A 24,908-nucleotide genomic window follows, 5' to 3' on the forward strand; every position below is an offset into this window, starting at 1 on the left:
GCATTATTGCAAGAGGGGACGCAAAGATAGTAATTCTTTTTCAAAAAACGAACCTGCGACAATTACTTCTTTCTGTCTCAACTCTTTACTGGTCCAAAATCTGTAATAAGTTCCTCCCACTAGGAAAATAAACCTTCCTCTTTGACAAATTGGACCAAAGGGCTCAGAACCATCAGCAAATCGACCTTTACAAAAAATGCGATTATTCGCCGGTGAATACCGTAATTACCATTAGACAAATATTCTGTAACTTCAACCTTCCAAATCAGTCGTGTACAACATGTCTCAAATAGCACCCTTAAAAATACTCAAAGCCTCAGCTGGATCAGGAAAGACCTTCAGTCTTACCCTACATTACATTTCTTTGTTGCTGGCAGATGAAAATAATTACAGAGAAATACTTGCCGTAACGTTCACAAACAAGGCTACGGCTGAAATGAAAGAACGCATCCTGTCCGTGCTCTCTGGTCTGGCCATGGCTGATCAAAACAGTAAGATTGCTGATTTTCGCACACGTTTATTGGTCCAGCATCCACACTGGGATGCGCAGACCATCCAGGAGAAAGCTTATCAAGTATTTCGAAAAATCCTTCACGACTACAGTCATTTTACCGTCAGCACCATAGATGGATTTTCGCAGAAAGTAATCCGAAGCTTCACCTACGAACTAAATCTCGATGCCGGATACAAGATCGAGATGAACACCAATAAAGTAAAACAGGACCTTACCGTCATGCTCAATCACTTACTGGATGAGCGTCCCGATTTGCTGGATTGGATTATCGAATTTGCAGACAAAAAAATAGCCAATAATGAAAACTGGAATTATCGTCAACAACTGACTGGGTTGGCGAGCTTGATCTTTACCGAAAACTTTCAAGAATTCAATGCTTTCTTGACTGTGGCTGATACCAAAGAAGTATTCAACCTCCTAAACAAAGAAATCCAGGACAAGACCCGCACATTCTTGGAAACCTTTAGCCTTACTATTGAAATGTTTTCCACCACATTGAAGAGCTTTAATATCACAGCTGAGGACCTCAAGGGCAAATCACGGAATAAACTCATTACAACTAGTAAAGTGAGCCCGAATATTTTCAAGCAATCTCCTTCCGAACTACAGAAACTATTTGATAAATACCTGGAGCTCCTCGAAAATGAAGACCCATATACAGGGACCGATAAAGTCGTTAGATACGACATACAACAAGCGCTATATCCGATCTTACAACAAATAGCCGATCTCTACCGATTTTACCCCAGCTTCATCGCTTATCATGCCGTCCAAGGCAATCTTTACTACCTACGTCTGCTCAAGGAAATGAGTGATCTACTAGGCCAATGGCGTAAAAATAACGGAGCGCAACTCATCTCGGATTCACAGATCCTGCTCAACAAATTAGGATTGGATGAAAATAGCGACCCCACTTTTATATGGGAAAAAATCGGCAATCGCTACAACTACTTCTTGTTCGACGAGTTTCAAGACACTTCTCGCATTCAATGGAAAAATTACAGCCCGTTGCTAATTAACGCATTAGGTAATGCTAAGCAAGAGCTGAGCGAACACCTAATCGTAGGTGATGTAAAACAAAGTATATACCGATGGCGTAATGGCGATTGGCGCATATTATTACAACAGGTTGAACAACAAATCGTACAAACCTTTCACCTCCGAGCGAATCAGCAACATCAATTTATCGAAAATGGTTCACTGGACACCAATTTCCGAAGCCTACCCAACATTATAGATTTAAATAATTATTTATTCCAACGAATACCACATGCACTTCAACATGTACTCAACGAGAAGGTTAGAGAGGAGCTTGATGAAAACGACTGGCATTGGTGGGTGGAGTCTGGTAATAATAACATGTTGATCAAAGCCTATGAGAACAGCAACCAGCTCGTCCCCGAAAAAAAACGGGATGACTTGACACGAACTGGCTCTATTGAAATACAATACCTCCCCGTTACAGATGGGCGATGGCGCCGCAATCAAGTCATCGAAGAGTCTTTAGCACACCTTTGTACAAAAATTGGTGATTGGCTATCATCTGGCCGATACAAAGCCCGTCAAATCGGAATCTTGGTAAGAAGTAACGCGCAAGCCAAGCAGGTCATCCAACAACTGATGGAGTACAAAAATACAGTAGGCTTGGAATTAGAAGTAATATCGGGCGATGCCCTTACCCTGATATCCAACGACGCTATCCTGCTCTTGGTGGAAACGCTCAAAGCGCTGGTCTATAATTCCGAGAGCCACACCCTACATCGAGCAAAGATGGCTTACCTCTATCAACTCATCCGTAGCAATAGCTCTTTCGACACCACATACTGGCTAGCTTTCAAATCCAATAATATTCAAGATATACGCCCAATTCTTCCCTCTCAATTGGTAGAAGAATGGAATCAATTACAGAAATCACCACTGATTCATTTGGTCGAAAAACTGATTGAAATCTATGGCCTCACGACCAAACAAAATAAGCACTTACCATACATCTTGGCGTTTAAAGATATCATCAACAATTTTTCACAAAGTGGCGAGCGCGGCATTACCCAATTCCTAGAATTCTGGGAAGAAGATGGAAATCGGGCTACCCTGCCCTCAAGCGGAAAAGTCAATGCTATCGAAGTGACGACGATACACAAGTCGAAAGGACTGGCATATGATGTAGTCATGATACCGTTTTGCTCTTGGGACCTAGACGGCAAGCTCAACGGAGACTTTTGGATAGATGTACAAGATAGCCCCTTCGCGCAATTGGGCAAGATTCCAATCAAGTACAATAGCAGCGTGGGGCGATCGATCTTCTACAAGCAATATTTTGAAGAAATGCTCTTCAACTATATGGATGCATTGAACACTTTTTATGTGGCCACCACCCGTGCCGTGGAGCACCTTTATATTTGTGCCCCTTCTTTCAAAGAAACTGTTGATAAAAAAACTGGAGAAATCCTAGGCTACGAAGTTAAGAATGAATACATCAGCGACCTCTTATACCAAGCGCTAGGCCAAGACGATGCTCCATTTACCTTTGAAAATGGGCAGCTGGCTATTGGACAAACGGCCCTACAGAAAGAGGAACCCACTTTATCTCCTAAAACCGTAGCTGAACAAGGTGGAAAAGTAATTCACCAATCAATAGCACTCGATGCATACCCCATATCACAGGAGCTACAAAAGGCATTTGACAAATCAACAAAACGCACTATCAACACTATTATGATGATGGAAAAAGCTGCTCAATATGGTATACTCGCCCATGAAATCATGTCTGAAATAAGCTTGGAAAAAGAGATAGACCGATGGGTAGACAAGTACATCGAAGAAGGCGTCCTCACTGCAGAAGACCGTCCCTTTATATTACGGGAAATCCACCAAATATGGCATCATCCGCAAATCAATAAATGGTTGAATGGTCAGTACAAAATTTGGAATGAAGCCAGTATCATTTTAGAAACCGGCGAAACCATTAGACCGGACAAAGTATTTACCGCCGAACATGAAACCATCGTACTGGATTTCAAATTTACCAAGGGAGACAGCGCAGATCACAAATGGCAGGTCGACAATTACAAAAAAGCACTCGAGAATCTCGGATATCAACAAGTAAAAGGCTTTTTATATTATGCAAAAAGCAACGAACTGGTAGAAGTAAAATAAATTAGAACTTAGTAAGAAGAGCAAAGACTACAGTACAGCAGTAATCTTTCGTCTCGAATTCTTAATCAAACAAACATGCGTAAACCGTTTTTAAAAGTAGTTGCAGAAGATATTAGGGATAGATTTGGAGATGACCTCGCAGATGTTGCGATAGTATTCAACAATAAGCGTCCGATTACCTATTTGAAAAAACATTTGTCTGAGGTATATGGTAAAGCCATTTGGTCGCCACAGTTTTTCACAATCCAAGAATTTTTCAGCCAATCATCACAGGCGGCAGATGCTTCATCCCTTAGCCAGTTCTTCTATCTCTTCCAATTACATAATGACCTATTGATTGCTGAGGGGCATGCTGCTGAGACATTAGAAGAATTCTATCCAATAGCTGAGATTATACTCAATGACTTTGGTCAATTGGACTATGAGCTGGTGGATATCGACCACATCTATATGGAACTACATGATACCACCAAAATAGATATCGCATTCCAACATTTCACATCAGAACAGCAACATTTCATCAAGCAATTTTGGCAATCATTTAGCATCGATGGACATACAGGTATCCAGCAACGGTTTCTACAACTCTGGAAGCGACTTCCTAAGCTATATCGGGCCTTCAAAGAAAAACTAAAAAAGGAAAGATATATCAATTATCCAACCTTATATCGTAACATCGTAGATGGTAGTGTTGATAATCCGACCTTTATTGAAAAATACAAGAAGATATTATTTGTAGGGTTCAATGCCTTGAACAGAGCCGAAACCCACCTCTTCCAAAAATGGCAACACGAAGAAAGGGCACTATTCTACTTTGATGCAGATGCCTATTACCTAGATGATAAAATACAGGAGGCAGGCTTATTCATACGACGCAATATCTATAGCAGCGGATTAATAAATGCCTTGGGAGATGCCCCAAATATTATCGGAAATCGACAGGAAAGGATAGATATCTACGCAACTTCGGGCAAGATTAGTCAAACCAAGCTATTGCATGATATCTTACAACAACAGGAGAGCGCAGACAAAAGCTCAGCTATTCTATTGGCAGACGAAAGCCTGCTCGTCCCCTTGCTTCAAAGCTTACCTGATGTAAAGCCCAATATCACGACAGGATATCCACTGACCCAGTCTCCAATCTTTGGACTTGTTGACCTATGGATGGATGTACAGGCAGAAATCTCACACTTGAAAAAAGAGAAGGTACCCTTTCAATATGTTGAAGCATTCATCAACCATCCCTTAAGCAGATTGGACCAAGAGGAGCGATTCGCCATTTTCAAAGAAATCTCGGACAAGCAATTATTTGAGATGAATATCAACGAGATTAAAATAAGAAGTAGCGTATTGCCTAATTTCTTCACTAGGCTCAAAGCTTCTCAAGACCTCATTACCACGTTAATCCATCTATTGGACAACCTGCTGATATCGATAGCAGAACAAGACAAAATCAACCAGATAGATAGCAATCTTATCGTCGAAACGAAGAAGGTCTTACAACAACTTCACCTTGGGATTGAAAAGATCGCCCCTACTTCCATATCTTTCCAGATAGGTCTGATACGAAAAGCCATCTCCCCCATTACATCTGCAATAGAAGGAGATCCATTGAATGGATTACAAATTATGGGGCTCTTGGAAAGCCGATGCCTAAATTTCGACCATATATATGTCCTTGGTGCCAACGAGGGCGTATTACCAAAGACATCTAGCTCACCAACATTCCTACCCAATAATCTCAGGAGAGCCTACGGCCTTCCAATTCTGGAAAATCAGGATGCGCTCTCTGCTTATCTATTTTATCGACACTTGCAATATAGCGAAGGTATCCACTTATTTTATAACAGTTTGGTGGACGAAATAAGTACAGGTGAGGAAAGCCGTTTTATTAAGCAGCTTATGTTTGAAAGTAATTTTCGCTTTGTAGTACAGACACAACAACAAACGATTCAATTCCAAGAGCCAAGTAGTGAATTGACAATCCCTAAAGAAGGGGCCATCTGGTCCCATATGTGGCAGTCCTTCATCGAAAAAAAGAAAAAAATATCAGCCACAGCATTAACGACTTACCTGCAATCACCTTTACAGTTCTTTTTGAAATACGTGGCCGAAATCAAAGAACCACCTAGCATTTCCTACGAATTCGAGATGAATCGATTAGGCACCGTGGTGCACAATGTGATGGAGACGATACTAAAACCCTATAAAGGTTTAGGAGAATTTACATCCACACAGCGTCTTATTGCTAAAATAGAGGATGTAGATAGCCTGGTGATACGCGAAATCGGGAATCAGTACTATACCGAAATCAGCAGTATAGGAGAACTCAACAGCATGCAGCGAATCATGCAAAAAATAGCAAGTGAATACATCAAGATGTACCTACAGTATGATATCGATCACTATAAGGCATTCAAAATCGTTGAGCTTGAAAATGATGAGGACTATATCTTAGATTTTCCCATTCACATAGAAGGGCAAGAAGAAACGGTCAGACTGTATGGCATCATCGACCGAGTGGACGAAGTAATGACTAAAGAGGGCCAGGTGTTGACTAGGATTGTGGACTACAAAACCGGAGGAGACAGTGTCGTATTCAGAGATATAGAAAAAGTGTTGACATCTAACACTGAGAACAAGGCTTTGGTACAAACACTCTTCTACTCGTATGTATTTGAGCGAGTAACAGGACGAGTAGCACTAGAACCCCATCTATATGTTGCGCGCAAAATGCGTGAAGATGGCACTTTATTCAATAGTAGAACCGAAATATTAGCGGGCGAAAACCTCATGCAGGTCAAACAGCACTTTGTATCCTTTCTAAAAGCAACGTTAGAGGAGATTTTCAATAAAGACATACCATTCAGACATCATGCTGACAGTAAGGTATATGAATCAGATCCATACACGCTTTTTTATCGAAATGCAATAGTGGAAGATGAAGAATGAAACAAGGCACTTCTTTGAAGTGCCTTGTTTATCTATTTATATTTTTTGATTGCTCGATTTGCTCTCGCTTTTGCCATTTGAATTTTATAATCAAACCACCTGCCTTTGAAAATTTTGCGCATGGTATCATCAAAATATCGTGTTATAAAGAGATTTCGCGCCCCTTTTAGCTTTTCACTGAATGATGAGGGCAATGCTCTCACCGATATCGAATACCCTTCGGTAGCATATTGGATATAATGCCACCATCCTGCCGGCATGTACAACGTCTCCCCGGGGTGTATCTCCGCTTCATATCCGTCCAAAAATTTCAGTGCCGGATATTCGTCTACACTACTGGTTTTCAGATTAGCGATGCCATGGAAATTATAGGGCAATTTGTACATCAAATCCGATTGACTATTGGGGAATACCCATATTTTTTTGACTCCTTGAAATTGGGAGATAAAAACATGAGACATATCAATATCAAAGTGATTACGTGTCGCCGACCCTTCTCCTCCAAAAAACATGTAAGGCAACCACTGCAAGACCTTTCCGCCCGTTACATCGTTGTAAATTACATCCTTCTTTAATTCGGGACGAAGCTTTAATAAATCAAATAAGAAAAGTCTCAATTCGGTGGGCTCCCTTTGAATCAAATCCAAATACTCGCCAAAAGTCATCTTCCCAATTGGCGCACTGGCTGCCCTATCTTGAGATTCTTCTTCTTTTCCATAAACAGAAATCACCTCGCTTCCGGCTATCTCTTTGAAATAGTCATAACTCCATTTATCCCAACAAGCACTTTTAGGACTGATAAAGTCCTTTATAATCACGGGTTGGCCCTTTTTCAGATAATCTCTAATGAAATCATTCGGAGCTATTCCGGAAATTTTATCTACTGGTTTTAATTTCACAAGACTGACTGTATTATTTATCCTCTGATACAAACTTAAAAAAAAATATTCCTATTAAGCCTTCTAATTTGTGATATAATTCTGTGAGTCATTATCACTACTTTCAGGAAGACAAGTTAATAAGAATATTTCTAAATAAGCAAAGTCTACTTTACTTTTATTATCTTAATATGACCATAGGTCTTGTTCATAGTCCATCAATGTTTTCTTGATTCTTTCAGACTCGTACAATCGCTCCAATCCGTCGCCAATATAATCTTTAATTCTTAGATCTTCGGGATTGGATTGTTTGACGATGTAACTCGAGAACATTCTTTTGATGAATACATCATCATAACTTAATCCAGTTGCATCATTATTTCTGTTGACGACCTCCTTATTCACGAATACATGCCGAGCTTCTGGGAAATACACCCAAAAAGCAGGTGTTGCATCTATCTGAGGACTAAATGTCGCATCCTCCGTAGGTAATTGCGCTAAAGAAGCATCCTCATTCGTAGGTTGGGCTGTAGCTGTCTCTGGTTGAACGGCAAAAGGATCGAAAGGATTGCCTCCCTCTACAGGCGCATTAGTGCCCGTAGGAAGTATAGGATTGGTCGCCAAACCTTCAATATTTGGTGTGACTAAAGGGGCTATACCCACGATACGCGGCTCAAATACAGATCGTTGTTTGTCAAAAATCCAATCCTCCTTAATCCTAAACTTAACCACATTCTCACCACTGAATTTTTTGGATTCATAATGTGAGCTCACCACTTCATTGTTCTCGTTGTATTCCTCTACCAATGTACTATCTCCACCAAAGCGGGACATGACTTGATCAACGGGAAGCACGTTCTTGAAACTATCGCCATTAGGGTCATTATCCGTAGGTGTTGGGTCATAGGCCGTCAATTCGCCTTTCATAATCGCATCTACAATGATATCGATTAATCTTGATTTAGGCGAAGCGAACGCCTTATTCATCTTTTCCCTCAAATCCAATTCTCTCCAGACACGCTTACTGTAAGCGATATCCGTTTGTCGAATGTTTGCGTATGGGATTACCTTACGCTCTGCAATATCAGATTTTACTAAATAACCATCCACAGGAGGCTCCTCAGCCTGCACGGGCTTGGTACTATTGGACAGATTCTCTTGCTGTGCTAAGACAGCGGTAGAACAAGTCGAGATCAAAATCAATAAAGCACCTAACTTTTTCATCGAAGTAATTATTTATGAGCTGCTCCGATTACTATCGGAATCATTCTATTCATTTAACGAAAAAGAAGCCATCCCTAACAGTTCAAGACTTCCCTCTCCCATTTCTAATTTGTGACTTGGAATGAAATAGGGTCCAAGTTTTGTGCCACACCGTCTGGCCCAACCCCTACAATATTATAAATCGCCACCAATGTACCAGGAGTAATCGCTCCCAGACCAGTTTTCATCTGTGCCGAGAAGCTTGATCCAGAGGATTGATATGGTCCTATAGGGTCCACTCTGGGCTTCAAGATATACATGTTAAATTTGGTAATGCTAAACTTAGCATCAAATTCAAAATTATCCAATGCTGCTGACACTACATTTTGTCCTCTCAGCTGTGCGGCAGAGATTGCTCCTCCAGTTTTACCGGCTACACGTGCTGCAGGTTTCGGGATACGCTTCACCCGAAATTCTGTCGTACCGAGTTGCTGCACTTTACCATCAATCTTTGCAGATACACTAATAGTTGCCTTGCCTGGAGTGGATACTTTAGCAGCATACTTACCTCCCGACCCTGAAACGCTAACACCTGAGCCACTCACATCGATACTGCTCATAGGTATACCAGGTGCAGATACCGAAATTGGATTTGACACACCAATATACAAGACATTCATAGCATCAGGAGATACGACTGCCGAAGGCTTCGCCACCTGATAGGTCATGGGCTCTGTCATGTACTCTTTCATTGTACCGTCTGTCTGCTGCACCATAATCTTACCTTGCCATTTAAACTCTCCTACAGACGATGTATTCACCGAATATAGTCCCTGTCCATCGGTCACGTTCAATGCTCCACCATTTACAGAGATTTGCGGATTGGACTTCGAATCATAAGCAGTCAAAAAGACCTTAGCAGTATACGGTTGACCTTGAATCAAGTACGAGGTGGGTGCTACGGCCACTGCTGAAAACCTATCCAAATTGACGACTGCCTGGTCCATCTTTCCAAAAATATGTTTGACAGCTGCAGATTCGGCATTCTTGGCATCTGCCTTTATTTTTTCCAATGCCGTGATTGCCGCAGTCAATGGGATACCATCTCCAAAGTTAGAATCTTCCCAACTTTTCTTGATACCTGCCCTTGCCGGAGGATCTTGTGCAAATAAACTGAAGTTGACTTCTTTATTTGTCAATTTCTCCAATTCAGCTTTCGTTGCATTTATCTTTTCTCTCAATTCCTTACCTCTTTTCTCGGTAATCATCAATCGATATGCAATATCTGTATTGTTTCTTTTTCTCAAATCTCCAGTCTCATCATCTTCCCCACCACCTTCTTGCGCCAACAGCGTCTTCAATTCTTCTACGTACGAAGTCAAATTGCTGGTCAACTGTTGTGCTTTCTCCGCACGTTCCAAGATAGGTTTGGCACGCTCTGGATTTTCCTTCATTTTTGTCTCTCTAAAAGACAAAAACATATTGTCTATCCCTGATTGCGTATTCTGGGTAGACGTGCTTAAGCTATTTGCTAAATTTTTAAATGCATCTAATATGGAATCACTTACATTGAGCGCTACTAACCCCAGTAGCACCAAATATAGGATTCCGATCATCTTCTGTCTTGGTGTTTCTCTACGACCTGCCATAATGTAAATTTTAATTAATAAAGGATGATTATTAAAATATTACCTATGATCTATTGGTATTCATAGCAGAAAGCATATTCCCATAAATGGCATTTAATGACGCTAAGTTTTTATTAAATGTACTTACTTGTTCTTTGAACTGATGCATATCTGCAGCAGACTCATTGAACGTCTGCAAATCAGCTGCCGCTCTATCAAAAGCATGACTTAATTGAGCCGCTCCTGTGGATGCCGCATTCAATTTGTCTGCAAATTGATTTGTCGCAGTAGCCGTATCAGCTACCTTTGAGATGGCTGCTACTTTGTCGCTGAAAGTACGTAGTCCATCACCCAAATTCCCAATCAGGTTCTCGTCGATTTTGGCATCTTGCAACAACTTATCCAATGCAGCAGTATTTCCTAGCGCTACTGCAGGCTGTGCTACGACAGGACGAGCACCTGCTTTAGGCAATTCTCCTTTATAGTCTTCGTCCAACTCTGGATAGACACGTGCCCAGTCCAACTCGGGCTCGCTTGCCAAGAATCCCATAATAAAAAACAATACCGCTTCTACCGCCAATCCAACACCAATCATCCATTCCCCTCCTTTAAAATGCAATATTTTAAACATCAATCCTATGATTACGACTGACGCTCCCCAGTTGATGAGTGTATTGATCCCAAATTTAAACTTACGCTTAGTTGCCATTTTGCTCTCTTGATTTAATAGTTTTAGCTTCGATTAGTTAGTATGTATTAATAAGATACTCCTGTGTAACGCGTCACGGATCTAAATCCTATATATGACTTTGCGGTATCTTGGTATTCATATTGTCTGGTTGAATTTTGAAGAAAGTACCCTACGTCTTTCCAAGATCCTCCTCGCACGACTTTACGCTTCATTGCGTTGGGGTCAGAAGACTTAGCACTATGCGAATACGTAGGATTCATATCATGTACAAATGAGTAGGCGGACTCATCATAACTGGACTGTGTCCATTCGGCCACATTCCCGGCCATATTATATAAGCCAAAGTCATTGGGCCAGTAAGAATAAACTGGTGCCGTGTAAGCGGCCCCATCATCTATATAGTTACCTCTTCCTGGTTTAAAATTAGCCATCAAACAGCCTTTTGCATTTCGGGCGGATGGACCTCCCCACGGATACTGCATACCTGTCTTTCCGGAGCGAGCCGCATACTCCCATTCGGCTTCTGAGGGAAGCTGATAAGGCATACGTTCTGTTTCGCGATTTTTGGATGCGGCGTTGTTAAAGAGGCGAGTTCGCCATGTATTGAAAGCCTGTGCTTGTTTCCACGTCACCCCCACTACTGGATATTCGTCGAATGATGGGTGAGAGAAATACCCTTCTACCATAGGCTCATTCTGCGCATAACTGAAGTCGCTCAACCATACCGTGGTATCTGGATACACCAACAAAGTATCTCGCATAATAAATTCAGAACGGCTTCTCGAAGGGTCATTTTTGGCATCAATGGCTCTTCTTAGATCATACCACTCATAGTGGTATTTTAACAACCTCACATCGATTTCATTCTTACCAAAAATCCGGTCTTCACCTTGATAATACATGCTCCCAACACGTTCGCGTTGGTTGGCATCCTTCGTTTTCCATGGCGAATTTGCGTTTACCTTATTCCAATCAATATGTCGCTCAGCACCCGCATTCTCACTTTGGATAAAATAACTATCATCTCCCAAAAAGTTGGTTATTAATATCGAATCCCTTACCCAATTGACAAATTGGCGATACTCACTGTTGGAAATCTCTGTATCATCCATATAGAATGGAGCAATGGTCACCTGTCTATTCTGGGAGACTTGGGAAAATGTAATGTCTTCATCCGATTGTCCCATTATAAATGTACCTCCCGGAATCAACACCATCCCAAACGGTGTTTTATTTGCCTTTAGTTTATCAAGCCTTACCCCAACTAATTCACCATTATTACCTGGACCTTTACAACTAGCCATCCCAATGGACACTATAGCGAAGAGTGTAAGAGCCTTTAAAAAATTACAATTCATTTTTTATGAATTTGATCAAATAAGTAGATTTCTTTTCTATGCTTTATAAATATAGCCCATTCTCAATAGACAGCTATTTTGTAAAAATACAACGTTTAATTAATAATATGCCCCTCCTAATTGAAAATTTTTTTTTCTGTAAGGATAGGCCTACAACATCTAACAGGTGCATCCTTCTTTTGTTTTCGCTTTTTTACTTTTCTCGATGGCTAGCGAGAGCTCTCCGACCAGTCGGAATCGGTTTCGCTTTTTTACTTTTCTCGATGGCTAGCGAGAGCACTCCGACCAGTGCGAATCGCACCTCGCTTTGTCGTAACTTTAGTCAAAAAAAGGGCATTTGAATCAAATGCCCTTTCTCTATTTCTTTTATTCGGTCTATTCCTATTTGTTGACCAACTTAATATATTGCTCTACGGCCATCGTCATACTTGGTGCAGCTGGTGTAGGCGCAGGAATATCAAGAATAAGTCCATGATCTAACAACGCTTGCTGTGTAGTTGTTCCAAATGCTGCGATACGGGTATTGTTCTGCTTGAAGTCTGGAAAATTATCATACAGAGACTGTACGCTTGATGGACTAAAAAATACGATCACATCGTAAAAAACATCTTTAAGATCGGACAAGTCACTGATTACCGTTCGGAACAATACTGCGGGGGTAAAATTATACCCATTCTCCTGCAGCCAGTTTGACGTCTCCTCGTTGGCGACATCCGAGCAAGGGAAAAGGAATTTTTCCTTGCTGTGTTTCTTCAGTACATCTTCCAAGTCCTTCGCAGTCTGCTTACCAAAGAATATCTTACGTTTGCGATACTGGATATACTTTTGTAAATAGAGAGCAATAGCCTCTGTGATACAGAAATACTTCATTTCAGCAGACACTTCAAATCTCATTTCTTCACATACTCGAAAAAAATGATCTACAGCATTCTTACTGGTAAAAATGACTGCTGTATGCTCAGATAAATTGACCTTATCTTTTCGCACCTCTTTAGCAGGCACTCCTTCCACATGAATAAAGCCTCTAAAATCTAACTTAAGGTTATATTTTTCAGCTAAATTGAAATAGGGGGATTTATCATTTTCGGGTTTGGGAATAGTTACTAGAATACTCTTAACTTTCTTAGCTCTTTCAACATCAGAAGTTTGCATATCTTTCATTTATTTGCTCAACGTCCGCACTAATATCAATATCGGTGCAATTTCTAGGCAGCAAAGGTACACAATTAAATAAAAAATAGGAAACCTAAGATTGCTAAACAAATGAAAAGCAGTGCGTAAAAACCTATAAATGAACAATATAAATATTAAAATTAGTGATAAAGATATTACTATTGTAAAATAAGCGGTAGGCAACAAACTCAAAATCAGCACTGCCGGCATTAGAATTAACATACTGTTAAAATAAACTAAATACAAAACAGCAATATATTCACGTACCAATTTATTCAATTCGAAAATATAGGAAATAAATCGAATAATCAAAATTTTCACGATGAAGAGAACCCCCACAATAAGGGACACTTTAAAAAAGTTTTCGAGGGTCAACAATCGCTGGCTTTGGCTGAGGTAAGCGTCAAACATCAGTAGAAAAAGCCCTAGCGTAAAACTAAAAATAAGGTATAGAAAAATATAAGGCCAGGAAGTTGCCATATTATCCTCCTTGCTCACCTGTTGAAGTAGTCTGTCCTTAAAATATGCTTCTATGATCACATAGAAATCTAATGGAAAATACCGTCTGACCATAGCAACAGCAAACATCAAAATCAATATAGTGGCCATGATCCACAGCGGCCGAGTAGTTTTTATATCCCCACTTTTGACCACATCTGTCGACTGTCTCTTCAGCGTATCGGCAAATTTCATCCATTTCAGGAAATCGCCATTGGTCACGATCACTTGATCTTTTATATATTGTGGTACGACCAGCGCTCCATTTGGATTTGGCTTGAGATATAGCGGACGTGATGGAGCGAGCTGCATAGTATCCAAGGCAACATCATGGGCAGGGAGTGTGATCGTTGCGCCTAGAGAATCGTTTTGTATGTTTGTATTTTTGATGGAAGAAGATGACAACGACAGCAAAGAAACTGATAAAAAGCTGTGATTGTGTACAAGCGCTTTTTTATCTAAGTTTGCTAACGATACCGAGGGCCAAAATGACGTAAGTAAGCTGGTCAAACATAAAAAAAACAAACTCCTGACTGGTATGGACATATTTCTTGATTCGAACGGTAAAGTTAAAACAAAACTTTCATGATTCCATAGAATCACAGACAAGCATGAAAATTCTTGATGGCAAAGTACTAAGACAAACACTTTCATACAAATACTTTAATGACACCCAATATGCAAAATTCAATCACTAGATGTCCATGGTGCGGGACCGACGAACTCTATATGCGTTATCATGACGAAGAATGGGGCAAGCAGGTTACGGACGAGCAGATTTTATTCGAATTTTTGGTACTCGAATCCGCGCAAGCCGGATTGAGCTGGATTACGATTTTGAGAAAACGCGAGCACTATCGAAGACTATTCGCAGACTTTGACTACCACAAGGTGGCCCAATTCACAGCTGATGATGTCGAACGCTTGCTCTTAGACCCGGGCATCATTCGGAATAGACTAAAAGTAAAGAGTACGATTGAGAATGCAAAGATATTCATTCGAATACAAGAAGAATTTGGCAGCTTCTACCGGTATCTTTACTCGTTCTTACCTCATGAGGCTCCTATCATCAATCAACTAAAAAGCCTGAAAGATGCCCCTGTCAGCACCCCAGAATCTGATGCCATCGCAAAAGATCTCAAAAAACGAGGAATCAAGTTTTTTGGCACAACGATATGCTATGCCTATATGCAAGCTGTAGGCATGGTCAACGACCACCTAGTAGATTGTACCTTCCGGGATCGTTAAGATCCTGAAGGTACATGCTGATAAATGTTTGGTAGATTTCGGCATTGGCCATTGTAATCCAAGCCATATCCGACGACGAACTCTTCATCAATCTCAAACCCAATGTACATGATGTTGTCAAAGGTCACTTGAAGATTGGCCGGTTTCATCAACAATGCGCACACGGAAATACTCGCAACTTCCAACCGTTCCAAAGCATCCATTGTATATTTGAGCGAATGCCCAGAATCAATAATATCTTCTACGATAATGATATCTCTTCCTTTTAGATCCATCCCTACCCCGATCAGTTCGGAAAGCCTTCCCTGCTCCGTACCGCTATAAGATGCGAGCTTGACAAACGAAAGTTCGGAGGGTATCACCACCTGCTTCATAAGATCGGACATGAACATAAAGCACCCATTGAGTACACCAATAAATACGGGATGCTTATCTTGGTACCTCATATTCAAATCAATACCAATTAACCGTATACGCTTTTGTATCTGATCGTGATCGATCATTAACTCAAAATCCAAATTATCTATCGTCAGACTCTTCATGCTCTATTTGTTTTTCTTTTATCGAAGGATTCCTAATCAGCTGAATACGTGGGCACTTCGTTCATTCTGTTCTAAGAGAAACCTATTATTATCGTTCTACAGGAGGTTTTTTATCGAAAATCTTATCAAAAAGACCTCTTTTTTCCTTTTCCTGTAGCTCTAATTCTCGAATTTTGTCCTCCTGTTCAGCATCAATATCCACATCCAGCCCCTGCAGGCTATCCACCTCCAGCCCCGCAGGTCTATGAGGACGGAGATTAGGCTGTAGACTCACCGTATAGAATCCATAATTAGCGACTGTGGTATCACGCGCCAGCTGGCCGGTTTTCACCATTATATTGCCATAGGTACTGAAATATCGATAGACATTCTCCTTCAAGTGACCGGTATATTCGAAAGAATACAGTCCTTTTTTGGGCTTAGGGACGATGCTAGATAGAAATAGGCTCTCGCCTAATGTAATCTCCGCCGGTGTCTTCCCGAAATAGTAACGAGCAGCTTCCGTAATGCCATAGACATTATTCCCCCACTCGATAACATTGAGATATACTTCATACATCCGTTGCTTACTCACCTGCTTAGATGACTCCATCAGCCACACGAGCATGATTTCTTCTAATTTACGGACCAAGGTCTTATTCCGATTCAAAAAAACGTTCTTAACCAACTGCATGGATATTGTACTTGCCCCTCTTTTGAATTTGCGTTCTTTAATATTTGTGACAATGGACAGCTTGAAAGCTTCCTCTTGAAAACCATTGTGCTTAAAAAAGAACGGGTCTTCGGTATTGAGCAGTGTCGTACGCATATAATTCGAAATCCGATCATAGGTTGCAAAATTAGGATTTTGCGGCCCTACCGTGATTTCCCGCATGACCTTATCACCTTCATAAGCGGTATAGACAAATGGCCCGTTAAGCTTATTGATATCAGCCTTACCCCACTTCTGGACCTTGAGCTCTTGGTCGTCTATCTTTGATACAAACGTCAATTGATCTGGTTTCTTAAGGTTGACTTCAAAATCAAGATCATACTGGATATTACCTTGGACTTGAACACCTTCCAAGGATTCAAATAACCCCTTAGGTATAGCATCGAAAAGCTTCTGCGCCTCGAACCTGCCCGTATGAATGGACAGTGCTACAATTTTCTCTGGCTTATGTACATATTTGGCTTGTGGGCTAAATTCAAAATCTTTCACCTTCACCTTGCTCTCTTTTACCAATTCAATAGACTGCGCACCTATATCCACCCCTCCCTCCAACGTGGCTTCAGGAATATTGATATCTTGGTCGGAAAGACGCCAGTGATGGACATTCAAATTCTTAAACTGCCAATCACCTCTAAGCGTCAAGAGTTCTTTGCCCTTACGATTTACCTTCTGTAGGTCGAATTGGATTTCGTCAAAGCTCATCCGTATACCGAATTTACTACGTAGAAAGGGGAATTCCGTATTCTTTTTTTCGGAAGCAAGCTTTAGATTGAGTTCCTGAGCATCTGGATTGACATGGCCCATCACATGCCAGCGGCCCTCATCACCGTTGAGGTATAATGCGGCATCAATATCCCCCCCTGCAATCTCGGCACGTGGCACCTTCAATTGTTGATAAGTACTATCATCCTTGAAAGAAATTTCGAAATTGCGCACATCCATGTTGCGCGGAATCTTGAAAAAGACCTTTTTTAGCAAACCATCAGCTAGGGCAGCGAGATTTTTTTCGGCCTTAGGAGTAGGGGTAGAATCTTGTTTATTTTTCTTGAACAGAAAGTCATAATTATTGACCACACTATCTCGTTTTACGAGCGTGAATCGAGCATTTTCCATCTCGATGAGCCCAATTTTGACATCCCCGAAAAGCAGCGGCCATAATCTCACCGACACGGCAAAATCATCTATCTGCGCAAGTTGGTCTTTCCCCTTGGGCGTGACGAACACATTCTTAAAGACAACAGTAGAAAGCCCTCTGAAGCCGTAGTATTGAATCTTAAGGTCCACATTATACTGACTTTCGGCTTTCTGTTTGGCAGAAGCAATAGCTCGCTGTAAGATGGCATCCCTCTTGCTTAGCCCATAAAGCAAGCCTATCCCGCATATCAATACCACCACCGCAATTGTGCCGATGATCCATCGTTTTTGCTTGATGGTGATTTTATTATAGAATTTCTTGAGCATATCCATATCTAAACGCTTGACGGCTTCTTTTCTTATTTGCTCACTATTGACAAAGCCTTCTATCCCGATAAGAGATCCCGTATAATCCTAAGCCGTAGATGCTGTCATCACATTTCACCCTGCAAGTATAATTAAAATAAAGCCAGATTGGTTTAAGAGCTTATTTAAAAATTTGTGATTGCTTTCCAGCACCTGTCCTTCGTTTTAAAAAACATCCAAATGACAGGATTCTGTTGCGCATTCATTAGATTTGTGTTTTCATATTGAAGCAATGGTTACTAAAGAACAGATTTTAAATGCCCTGAGCCATGTAGAAGAGCCTGACCTAAAAAAGGATTTGGTCACACTGCACATGATTCAGAATATAGAAATACTTCCCGACAAAATCAAGTTTGATGTAGTACTGACTACGCCCGCTTGCCCATTGAAGGGACACATTGAGCATGCATGCCGCAACGCTATCGCGCTCTTTATCGATAAACAATTGGTGGTCGATATCAATATGACCGCTAAAGTGACCAGTCGTGAGGGACATCAATTGTCCGGCATCAAAAACATTATACTAGTGGCCTCCGGCAAAGGAGGTGTCGGTAAATCTACCGTAGCTGCCAACCTAGCGTTGGCTCTTGCCGATACAGGAGCTAAGACAGGCTTGCTCGATGCGGATATATACGGCCCATCACTGCCTATTATGTTTGGACTTGAAGGTGCCAAACCACAGTCTACCCAGACTGCCGATGGTAAAACAAAGATACTACCCCTCGAAAAATTCGGAATCAAACTACTTTCAATTGGTTTTTTCACAGACCCCAATCAACCCATTCCTTGGAGAGGGCCTATGGCTACTTCAGCCATAAAACAACTTTTCAATGATGCCGATTGGGGCGAGCTGGACTACTTAGTCGTCGACATGCCTCCAGGTACAGGTGATATACACATCACCGTAGCACAAAGCTATCCTATCGCTGGAGCGGTAATCGTGACCACTCCTCAACAGGTTGCCCTTGCCGATACCATTAAAGGAATAGGCATGTTCATGATGGAGGGAATCAATATCCCGATACTGGGTATTGTCGAAAATATGTCTTACTTCACGCCTGCCGAACTCCCTGAAAACAAGTATTACATCTTTGGGAAAGATGGTGGAAAACGACTTGCAGAAGAGAATCACACCGCCTTCTTGGGAGAAATCCCTTTAGTCAAAAGCATTTCCGATGCTGGTGATAATGGATTTCCAATCTTGTTGGATGAGGAGAGTCCGTTGCAACAAACCTTTGCCGATATAGCAGGTCGTACAGCACAGCAGCTGTCTATCGTACAGGCTAGAAAATAAAATATTTAGTCGAAAGACACCATCTTGCTGGGGCAAGCCCGCTATGATGGTGTCTTTTTTGCATCCCTCGCTCTAGCCCCATGACCGACATTGTTTCCCGCCAAGACCACGAAACTCACTTTGTTAACTCAATTTTAGTTTAATACTAAAATAATGTTTAACTTTAAATGAAATCAGCAATCCGGTTATTGCAGACACTACCTATTATAAGAATTAAATGTATGGAAAGCATCGATATCATATATAATGTATATCAGAGGACTGTCGGCAATTATAAATTTTCCATAAGGTCGTATTATTCCCGCCATGTAGACTTGGGTATTGGATTCTTTGTCAATGACTTGCCCCTGCCCATCTTCTATTATGAGGCGGAGAAGACCAATAGCATCCCCGTTTTGGAATTCAACCATGCGCTGATACAATCGTTTATGGATTCTGATAATTACGAGAACAAGAACGTGACCGCTCGCTTTATTAGTTTCAAATCCTTAATCAAGATGTTTGAGTTCTATGCTCACTCCCATTTTGCCGAAACACCCAACGAATCGTTATTGGAAAATCAAACCTATAGAGATTATATGAATCAATTGACTCAAAAGATAAGAGGATTAAAGTAAGAAAACATTTACTATCTTTAGTTTACTAACGATAAATGACGAACACTATGCACATCCTCGCTAGATTAACAGTTGTATTGGCGGCCAGTAGTATCCTACTGTTCGCTTCCTGCAATTCTGTATCCACAGAAAATCAAAATAGAATCAGAGTAAGTGGAGAAGGAAAGATAAGGGTGATGCCCGACCAAGTGACGTTGACCATAAATGCTGCGTTTACCAAACCCAGGATGGTGGATGCTGTACACGAAACCCAAGCTACGGTGGATAGTGTGATTTCTATCTTACAACGATACGGCAACAACAAAGAAGATATCAAGACAAGTAGTATATCGGCCAATAAAGATTACCAATATATCGGGAATACTACTAAATTCGTTGGCTATCAAGCCCAACAAACCATAGACTTTGTCTTACACGATTTGACCAAGTTCACAGAGTTGACGGGCAAATTGCTGGAAACAAAGATCAGCAGCATCTCTTCCGTCCAATTCAACCACTCCAAAGCAGACAGCATCTTGCGCGAAGCGGATTTGATTGCGTACGATGATGCGCTCAAGTCTGCTCAAAAGCTAGCCAACAGAGCAGAGGTCAAAATCGGTAAGTTGCTCTATATCGCCAATGACGGAAGTGCATTCAACGCATCTGCAGGTTATCAACCCGGAGTACAGCTAGAGACTTTCAATAAGGCATACGGTGGCGCGGGGTTTAAAATCGCTCCCGAAGTGCTCGAATTTACACGGAATATCCACGCCGAATTTGAGATTGACTAAAATTCCGACTTCCTCAATCCAACTTTCCAAGATATACAGCATCTGACAGCTCGTCCCTAAAGTTGTCTACGAAACCGATATAGACATGTACCCCCTGATTTCGGTGGGCAAGTAAGGCAGACTGTACCTGATAATGGCCGGTATTTGCAGGTACAATTGCAGCCTTTACATCGGCTTGCGTCTCCACCTCGACTAATACCACGTTGAGCTTGATCCAATCGTTCCAATGATCTGCTATAGGCGTCCAAGTAATGTGTAAGACCTCCCCTACTACTTCCATTTGCGCATTTTCAGGCATAAACAATTTCCCTCTAAAAGGTTTGAATAATTCGGGGCGCACATAAGGCTCCTGGTTTTCATCAAGAGCAATACATTCTTTCCGGACATGGGACTGAGCCAAATTAGCCGCATTTTTTGTAGGATGATCGACAAGTAGGTTCTTATATCCGTACTTGACGATCGGGAATAGATATCGTAGAAAATTATTGGTCACTTTTGTAATCTTACGATTCAATAGCTCTGCTGCACTAGGAGAAGAAGTACGAGGCCTACGGCGTCCACGCACGATATTTTGGCCATTTAATACATAGGCATATACACTACCGAATTTGCCCCGAAGAGGGCCGTTGGGCCCATCATTTAGAATTGCCATAGCTTCATTAATAGGTTTTTGATTAAATACAAGTCAACACTTAGTTATTAACAACTTTTACGTTAAGATGTTTTTAAATTAGTTTTAACATAGTCTTTGTATAGCTATTGGCTATGGTAAGGCTATGTTAAGGCTATGGTAACCCTAGGTTAAGGCTAATTTAATATCTAATTTGGTCACAATTTAATACCCATTTAGCTTTCCGAAATTCTGTCCTTGTATCAGCATAGCAGATATGCAAGAACAGGAGTGTAAAAAGCAGTTACAATTCCTCCCTGCGAAAGAGAAACTTCATGCATCTACATCATCACTTAAGCTATTAACAAGATTTATAGGCACAGTTTACCCCTCTAGACCGTCTTATACAGAAGTACGTAAGGGCGGATGTTTCCCAGATAATTGAAAAATACAGTTGCCAAAACAACTTACAACCTGTGGTTATAGGAATTATCAATAAAAGAAAAATATGTCACCATTTTTAAAAAGACGGAAATGTAAATTGCAATTAAAAAAGATATGAAAAGAACGACAATCTGCTTGGCAGCCCTGTTGGGCCTGACATTCGTTGCGTGCAAGAAGGACAACGAAAAACAACCTGAGCAAACTCAAAAAATAGATATGATTTCCATTAAGGGAATCGACTATCCCAAAGATTCCATTCTGGCAGAATTCGCAAAGGGATTAGGATGGGATACTTCAACATTTTACTTTGATCAAACCCATGAAGTCTTCATACTAAAAGGCTACGACGGGTCCCTTCTCCCTGAAAAATACCTAATACTTAAGGACAAATAAACAAACTTATAAGAATGGAAAGAATAATATTATTAGTTGTTTCAATCTTCTGGTTGAACTCACTATTTGCCCAAACAACTCACCATGAGGCAGTAACGGGCACTGCTGCATTGTATCAAAGTGGAACGTTAACCCATGATGTTCCAGGAAGCCCCATTCCAAGAGGATATTATATTTTGTTAGACGATGGTAAGGATAAAATTCTAGATGCGAGCATTGGAATTGTTAGAACGACGGCCGCAATCAATAAGCAATTGGAATTCCAAGTATTTATCAATTTCATTGATGATAACGGAATTATTCAGGCTAGTTCTGATATAAAAACATTTACCGAGTCGGATTTCAGCGCACCTAATGGGACTAGCACTAGTTCGGGACTAAAGACATCCTATTTAAGAATTTCCAACACTATTAACCGAGCAGGGCGTCTAGTTGTTACCTATCGTGTCCGCAACTCAGCGGGAACTTGGTCAGATGACTTTTACAACGAAGCAGATGCCATTCAGGTCGTTGTTAAGAAGGTAACACAATTTTCCGGTCCAGACAAAATCTGCACGGAAGGAACGTATACCATCATCAATCCAGGGACAGTTACTATTGAAAATGCGACTAATATCGCTACTTTGACCAAAATCAATGACAATACATATAAGATAACCCGAATAGGCGGAACCTCCAATTACGGTGTGGTTACATTAAAATCTGTAATTAACGGAATCACTTATTCTAAATCCATTACGATTGGTGAACGATATTACATCAATGGATATGACGCAATAGGATATGATGGTCTTACTTACTCTTTTTATGTAGTATCAGGCCAGCACGGCACAACATACTCTTGGAATATATCCGGACTACCAGTAGATGCTACTATTGAAGATGCCGACCAACCACTCGTCAAAATCAAAATGCCAATATGGCGACGAGGTAATCCTACTGGAGGCACCATTATTATGAACCTCTCCATAAACGGTCCATGTGGTACATATGGGGTAAGCAAACAAATCACTTACGGAACTGTTAGTGGCGGTGGTGGTGGAGGCGGTGGTGGAGGCGGGCCTATTATTAAACAACCTGACCTACCGTAATTTAAATAAAAATGGCATAGTGGCTCTTATTTAGAAGAGATGCCCTAATAAGTGCATCTCTTTTTTAATGTTGAGTTCAGCAACTTATTTTGTCATGACACATAAAATATTCAAACCCAACTTTATCTAGCTAACAAAAAAAGGGCTGTTCCAATTTTAGCAAGAACAGCCCTTCCTTATATATCAACGTTATTGCGGATTATTTGGAAGTATATCCGGATTAGAGTCAACTTCAGCTTGGGGAATCATAAACAAAAATCTACTATCACCTACAGGAATATCGAACTTACCATAGGTTGGATGATTTGATCCAGCATAATTTCTCACCACACCTTTGCTTAACCGCTTCAAATCAAACCAAGCAAAACCTTCACCCCACAGTTCAATTCTCTTCTGCGTAATTATCTCCTCAATCAATGCTGCTCCAGTCTTTGTTGATTTAACATACTGAGGATCCCGCTTACTTGTGATTTCAAATAGTACATCTCTAGCACCGCTCTCATTGTTAGATTTAGCTAATGCCTCAGCTTCGATATAATACAACAAAGAAGACCTTAGATATATGTAGTCACCCTGCGTTCTATCGCTTGTCATATCCCTAAACTTCAAACTGATATAAGGTCCATACTCTGTACCACTAAATACTCCACCCTCGCTACCCAAAAAAGCGGACTTTCGGTAATCTGTTGATGACATCGCATCGTACAATCTTCTATCTATGGATATATTTCCTCCCTCAGCATAGCCGGTATTTGTATTATCAAAAATAGAAAAGAAACTTGCAACAAAAGTCGTTAACTCAGCATTGATATCAGCACCCCACATCGTCTCAGCTTGATTCATATCATAGAAACCATTCTTCCAATCTGCTTCACTAAGAAGAGTATAAGATTGCCTAGCAGCGTTAGCCTGCTCTGCAGCTTCCGGATACTTTCCCATTTCCAAGTAAACATCAGCCAGAAAAGCCTGAGCAACACTCTGATCAACCATCTCTTTACTAGGTCTAGTATATCCTTCCAAAGCAGCAACAGCTTCAACTAAATCTTTCTCGATTTGAGCATATACCTCACCAACTGTACTTCTATTTGGTAATGCCGTATCTGCATTAATAGGAATGGATAAATCTGATGTATGTCCAACAAATGTAGGTCCAAAAATACGTGCTAGCATGAAGTGAAAATACCCTCTAAGTGCTAAAGCCTGTCCTCTAATACCTCTTAACTCTGCATCATCAGTATTAGCATCTACGCTATTAATGATTGTATTTACATTTTTTATCTGAGTGTAGTAAGTAAACCAAGGGAAATGTGTTCTAGAATTTGTAGATACTCTACCAGTATAATTATAGTTGAACCCCCCCCAATTCAGGTTTTCCATTATGACGTCATTACCCATCAAATCGATGACCGACAAGACGCCTTTGTGTCCATAGTCTTCATGCCCCGCATATCCAGTCGTTGTAGCAGACCGTAATGTCGCAAAAACACCTCGCAAAGTGCCTAAAGTAGCTGCTGATGAAGATCCCAACTGATCCGGATTGATCGTCGACTGCGGGTCGACGGTTAGGTAGTCTTTACTACAAGAAGAAAATAAAGCCCCTGCAAGTAGTATATATATAATATTTTTCTTATTCATT

The 24,908-nt window shown here is 40.9% G+C and carries 19 protein-coding genes; 8 read left to right on the plus strand and 11 right to left on the minus strand.

Annotation, left to right across the window (positions count from 1 at the left end; translation table 11 throughout):
- Positions 1–280: 280 nt before the first annotated feature.
- Together OQ289_RS20610 and OQ289_RS20615 are read left to right on the plus strand one after the other, a co-directional pair.
- Positions 281–3,670 carry a UvrD-helicase domain-containing protein gene (locus OQ289_RS20610; protein WP_270088616.1) on the plus strand — a complete coding sequence of 1,130 codons (3,390 nt, stop codon included), beginning with the start codon at positions 281–283 and terminating at the stop codon, positions 3,668–3,670.
- Between the two features lie 75 nt (positions 3,671–3,745).
- Positions 3,746–6,622 carry a PD-(D/E)XK nuclease family protein gene (locus OQ289_RS20615; protein WP_270088617.1) on the plus strand — a complete coding sequence of 959 codons (2,877 nt, stop codon included), beginning with the start codon at positions 3,746–3,748 and terminating at the stop codon, positions 6,620–6,622.
- A gap of 32 nt (positions 6,623–6,654) precedes the next feature.
- Here the strand turns inward: OQ289_RS20615 and OQ289_RS20620 are convergent, their stop codons facing one another.
- The 7 genes from OQ289_RS20620 to OQ289_RS20650 form a co-directional block, all read right to left on the minus strand.
- Positions 6,655–7,521 (minus strand): cupin-like domain-containing protein, encoded by an 867-nt coding sequence (locus tag OQ289_RS20620; RefSeq protein WP_270088618.1) that lies wholly within the window; start codon positions 7,519–7,521, stop codon positions 6,655–6,657.
- A gap of 165 nt (positions 7,522–7,686) precedes the next feature.
- Positions 7,687–8,724: a gliding motility protein GldN gene (locus OQ289_RS20625; RefSeq protein WP_270088619.1), complete on the minus strand. Its 1,038-nt coding sequence runs from the start codon at positions 8,722–8,724 to the stop codon at positions 7,687–7,689.
- A gap of 104 nt (positions 8,725–8,828) precedes the next feature.
- Positions 8,829–10,352, minus strand: coding sequence for a type IX secretion system motor protein PorM/GldM (gene porM / locus OQ289_RS20630; protein WP_033566026.1), 1,524 nt, complete (start codon positions 10,350–10,352; stop codon positions 8,829–8,831).
- 43 nt (positions 10,353–10,395) lie between these two features.
- Positions 10,396–11,040: a type IX secretion system motor protein PorL/GldL gene (porL, locus tag OQ289_RS20635; protein ID WP_270088620.1), complete on the minus strand. Its 645-nt coding sequence runs from the start codon at positions 11,038–11,040 to the stop codon at positions 10,396–10,398.
- 47 nt (positions 11,041–11,087) lie between these two features.
- The gene (porK, locus tag OQ289_RS20640; protein WP_270088621.1) at positions 11,088–12,380 is read right to left on the minus strand and encodes a type IX secretion system lipoprotein PorK/GldK; all 1,293 of its coding nucleotides are present in this window, start codon (positions 12,378–12,380) and stop codon (positions 11,088–11,090) included.
- Between the two features lie 381 nt (positions 12,381–12,761).
- Positions 12,762–13,541: a uroporphyrinogen-III synthase gene (locus tag OQ289_RS20645; protein ID WP_081981272.1), complete on the minus strand. Its 780-nt coding sequence runs from the start codon at positions 13,539–13,541 to the stop codon at positions 12,762–12,764.
- Complete coding sequence (locus OQ289_RS20650; RefSeq protein WP_270088622.1) at positions 13,542–14,465, minus strand: DUF4271 domain-containing protein; 924 nt, start codon at positions 14,463–14,465, stop codon at positions 13,542–13,544.
- 264 nt (positions 14,466–14,729) lie between these two features.
- Here OQ289_RS20650 and OQ289_RS20655 point away from each other — a divergent pair, with 264 nt between their 5' ends.
- Complete coding sequence (locus tag OQ289_RS20655) at positions 14,730–15,299, plus strand: DNA-3-methyladenine glycosylase I (protein WP_033566108.1); 570 nt, start codon at positions 14,730–14,732, stop codon at positions 15,297–15,299.
- On the opposite strand, the gene hpt is transcribed toward OQ289_RS20655, so the two are convergent.
- On the minus strand, positions 15,296–15,841 hold the full coding sequence (gene hpt / locus OQ289_RS20660) for a hypoxanthine phosphoribosyltransferase (protein ID WP_033566023.1): 546 nt from the start codon (positions 15,839–15,841) through the stop codon (positions 15,296–15,298). The genes OQ289_RS20655 and hpt overlap by 4 nt on opposite strands.
- Positions 15,842–15,929: 88 nt before the next feature.
- Complete coding sequence (locus OQ289_RS20665) at positions 15,930–18,014, minus strand: transglycosylase domain-containing protein (RefSeq protein WP_270088623.1); 2,085 nt, start codon at positions 18,012–18,014, stop codon at positions 15,930–15,932.
- Positions 18,015–18,285: 271 nt separating this feature from the next.
- Here OQ289_RS20665 and OQ289_RS20670 point away from each other — a divergent pair, with 271 nt between their 5' ends.
- The 3 genes from OQ289_RS20670 to OQ289_RS20680 all read left to right on the plus strand — a co-directional run bounded on the left by OQ289_RS20670 (position 18,286) and on the right by OQ289_RS20680 (position 20,734).
- The gene (locus OQ289_RS20670; RefSeq protein ID WP_270088624.1) at positions 18,286–19,347 is read left to right on the plus strand and encodes an Mrp/NBP35 family ATP-binding protein; all 1,062 of its coding nucleotides are present in this window, start codon (positions 18,286–18,288) and stop codon (positions 19,345–19,347) included.
- Between the two features lie 221 nt (positions 19,348–19,568).
- On the plus strand, positions 19,569–19,964 hold the full coding sequence (locus tag OQ289_RS20675) for a hypothetical protein (RefSeq protein ID WP_033566021.1): 396 nt from the start codon (positions 19,569–19,571) through the stop codon (positions 19,962–19,964).
- A 47-nt stretch (positions 19,965–20,011) separates the two neighbouring features.
- Positions 20,012–20,734, plus strand: a complete 723-nt coding sequence (locus tag OQ289_RS20680) for an SIMPL domain-containing protein (RefSeq protein WP_270088625.1) — start codon at positions 20,012–20,014, stop codon at positions 20,732–20,734.
- 13 nt (positions 20,735–20,747) lie between these two features.
- On the opposite strand, the gene OQ289_RS20685 is transcribed toward OQ289_RS20680, so the two are convergent.
- The gene (locus OQ289_RS20685) at positions 20,748–21,386 is read right to left on the minus strand and encodes a hypothetical protein (protein WP_270088626.1); all 639 of its coding nucleotides are present in this window, start codon (positions 21,384–21,386) and stop codon (positions 20,748–20,750) included.
- Between the two features lie 516 nt (positions 21,387–21,902).
- On the opposite strand from OQ289_RS20685, the gene OQ289_RS20690 reads away from it, so the two are divergent.
- On the plus strand, positions 21,903–22,181 hold the full coding sequence (locus OQ289_RS20690) for a hypothetical protein (RefSeq protein ID WP_270088627.1): 279 nt from the start codon (positions 21,903–21,905) through the stop codon (positions 22,179–22,181).
- Between the two features lie 14 nt (positions 22,182–22,195).
- A complete protein-coding gene (locus OQ289_RS20695; RefSeq protein ID WP_270088628.1) occupies positions 22,196–23,272 on the plus strand; it encodes a hypothetical protein in 1,077 nt (358 codons plus the stop codon).
- 189 nt (positions 23,273–23,461) lie between these two features.
- Here OQ289_RS20695 and OQ289_RS20700 read toward each other — a convergent pair whose 3' ends face one another.
- Positions 23,462–24,907 (minus strand): RagB/SusD family nutrient uptake outer membrane protein, encoded by a 1,446-nt coding sequence (locus tag OQ289_RS20700; protein WP_270088629.1) that lies wholly within the window; start codon positions 24,905–24,907, stop codon positions 23,462–23,464.
- Position 24,908: the final 1 nt, after the last annotated feature.

The organism is Sphingobacterium sp. SYP-B4668 (assembly GCF_027627455.1).
Lineage (GTDB): Bacteria > Bacteroidota > Bacteroidia > Sphingobacteriales > Sphingobacteriaceae > Sphingobacterium.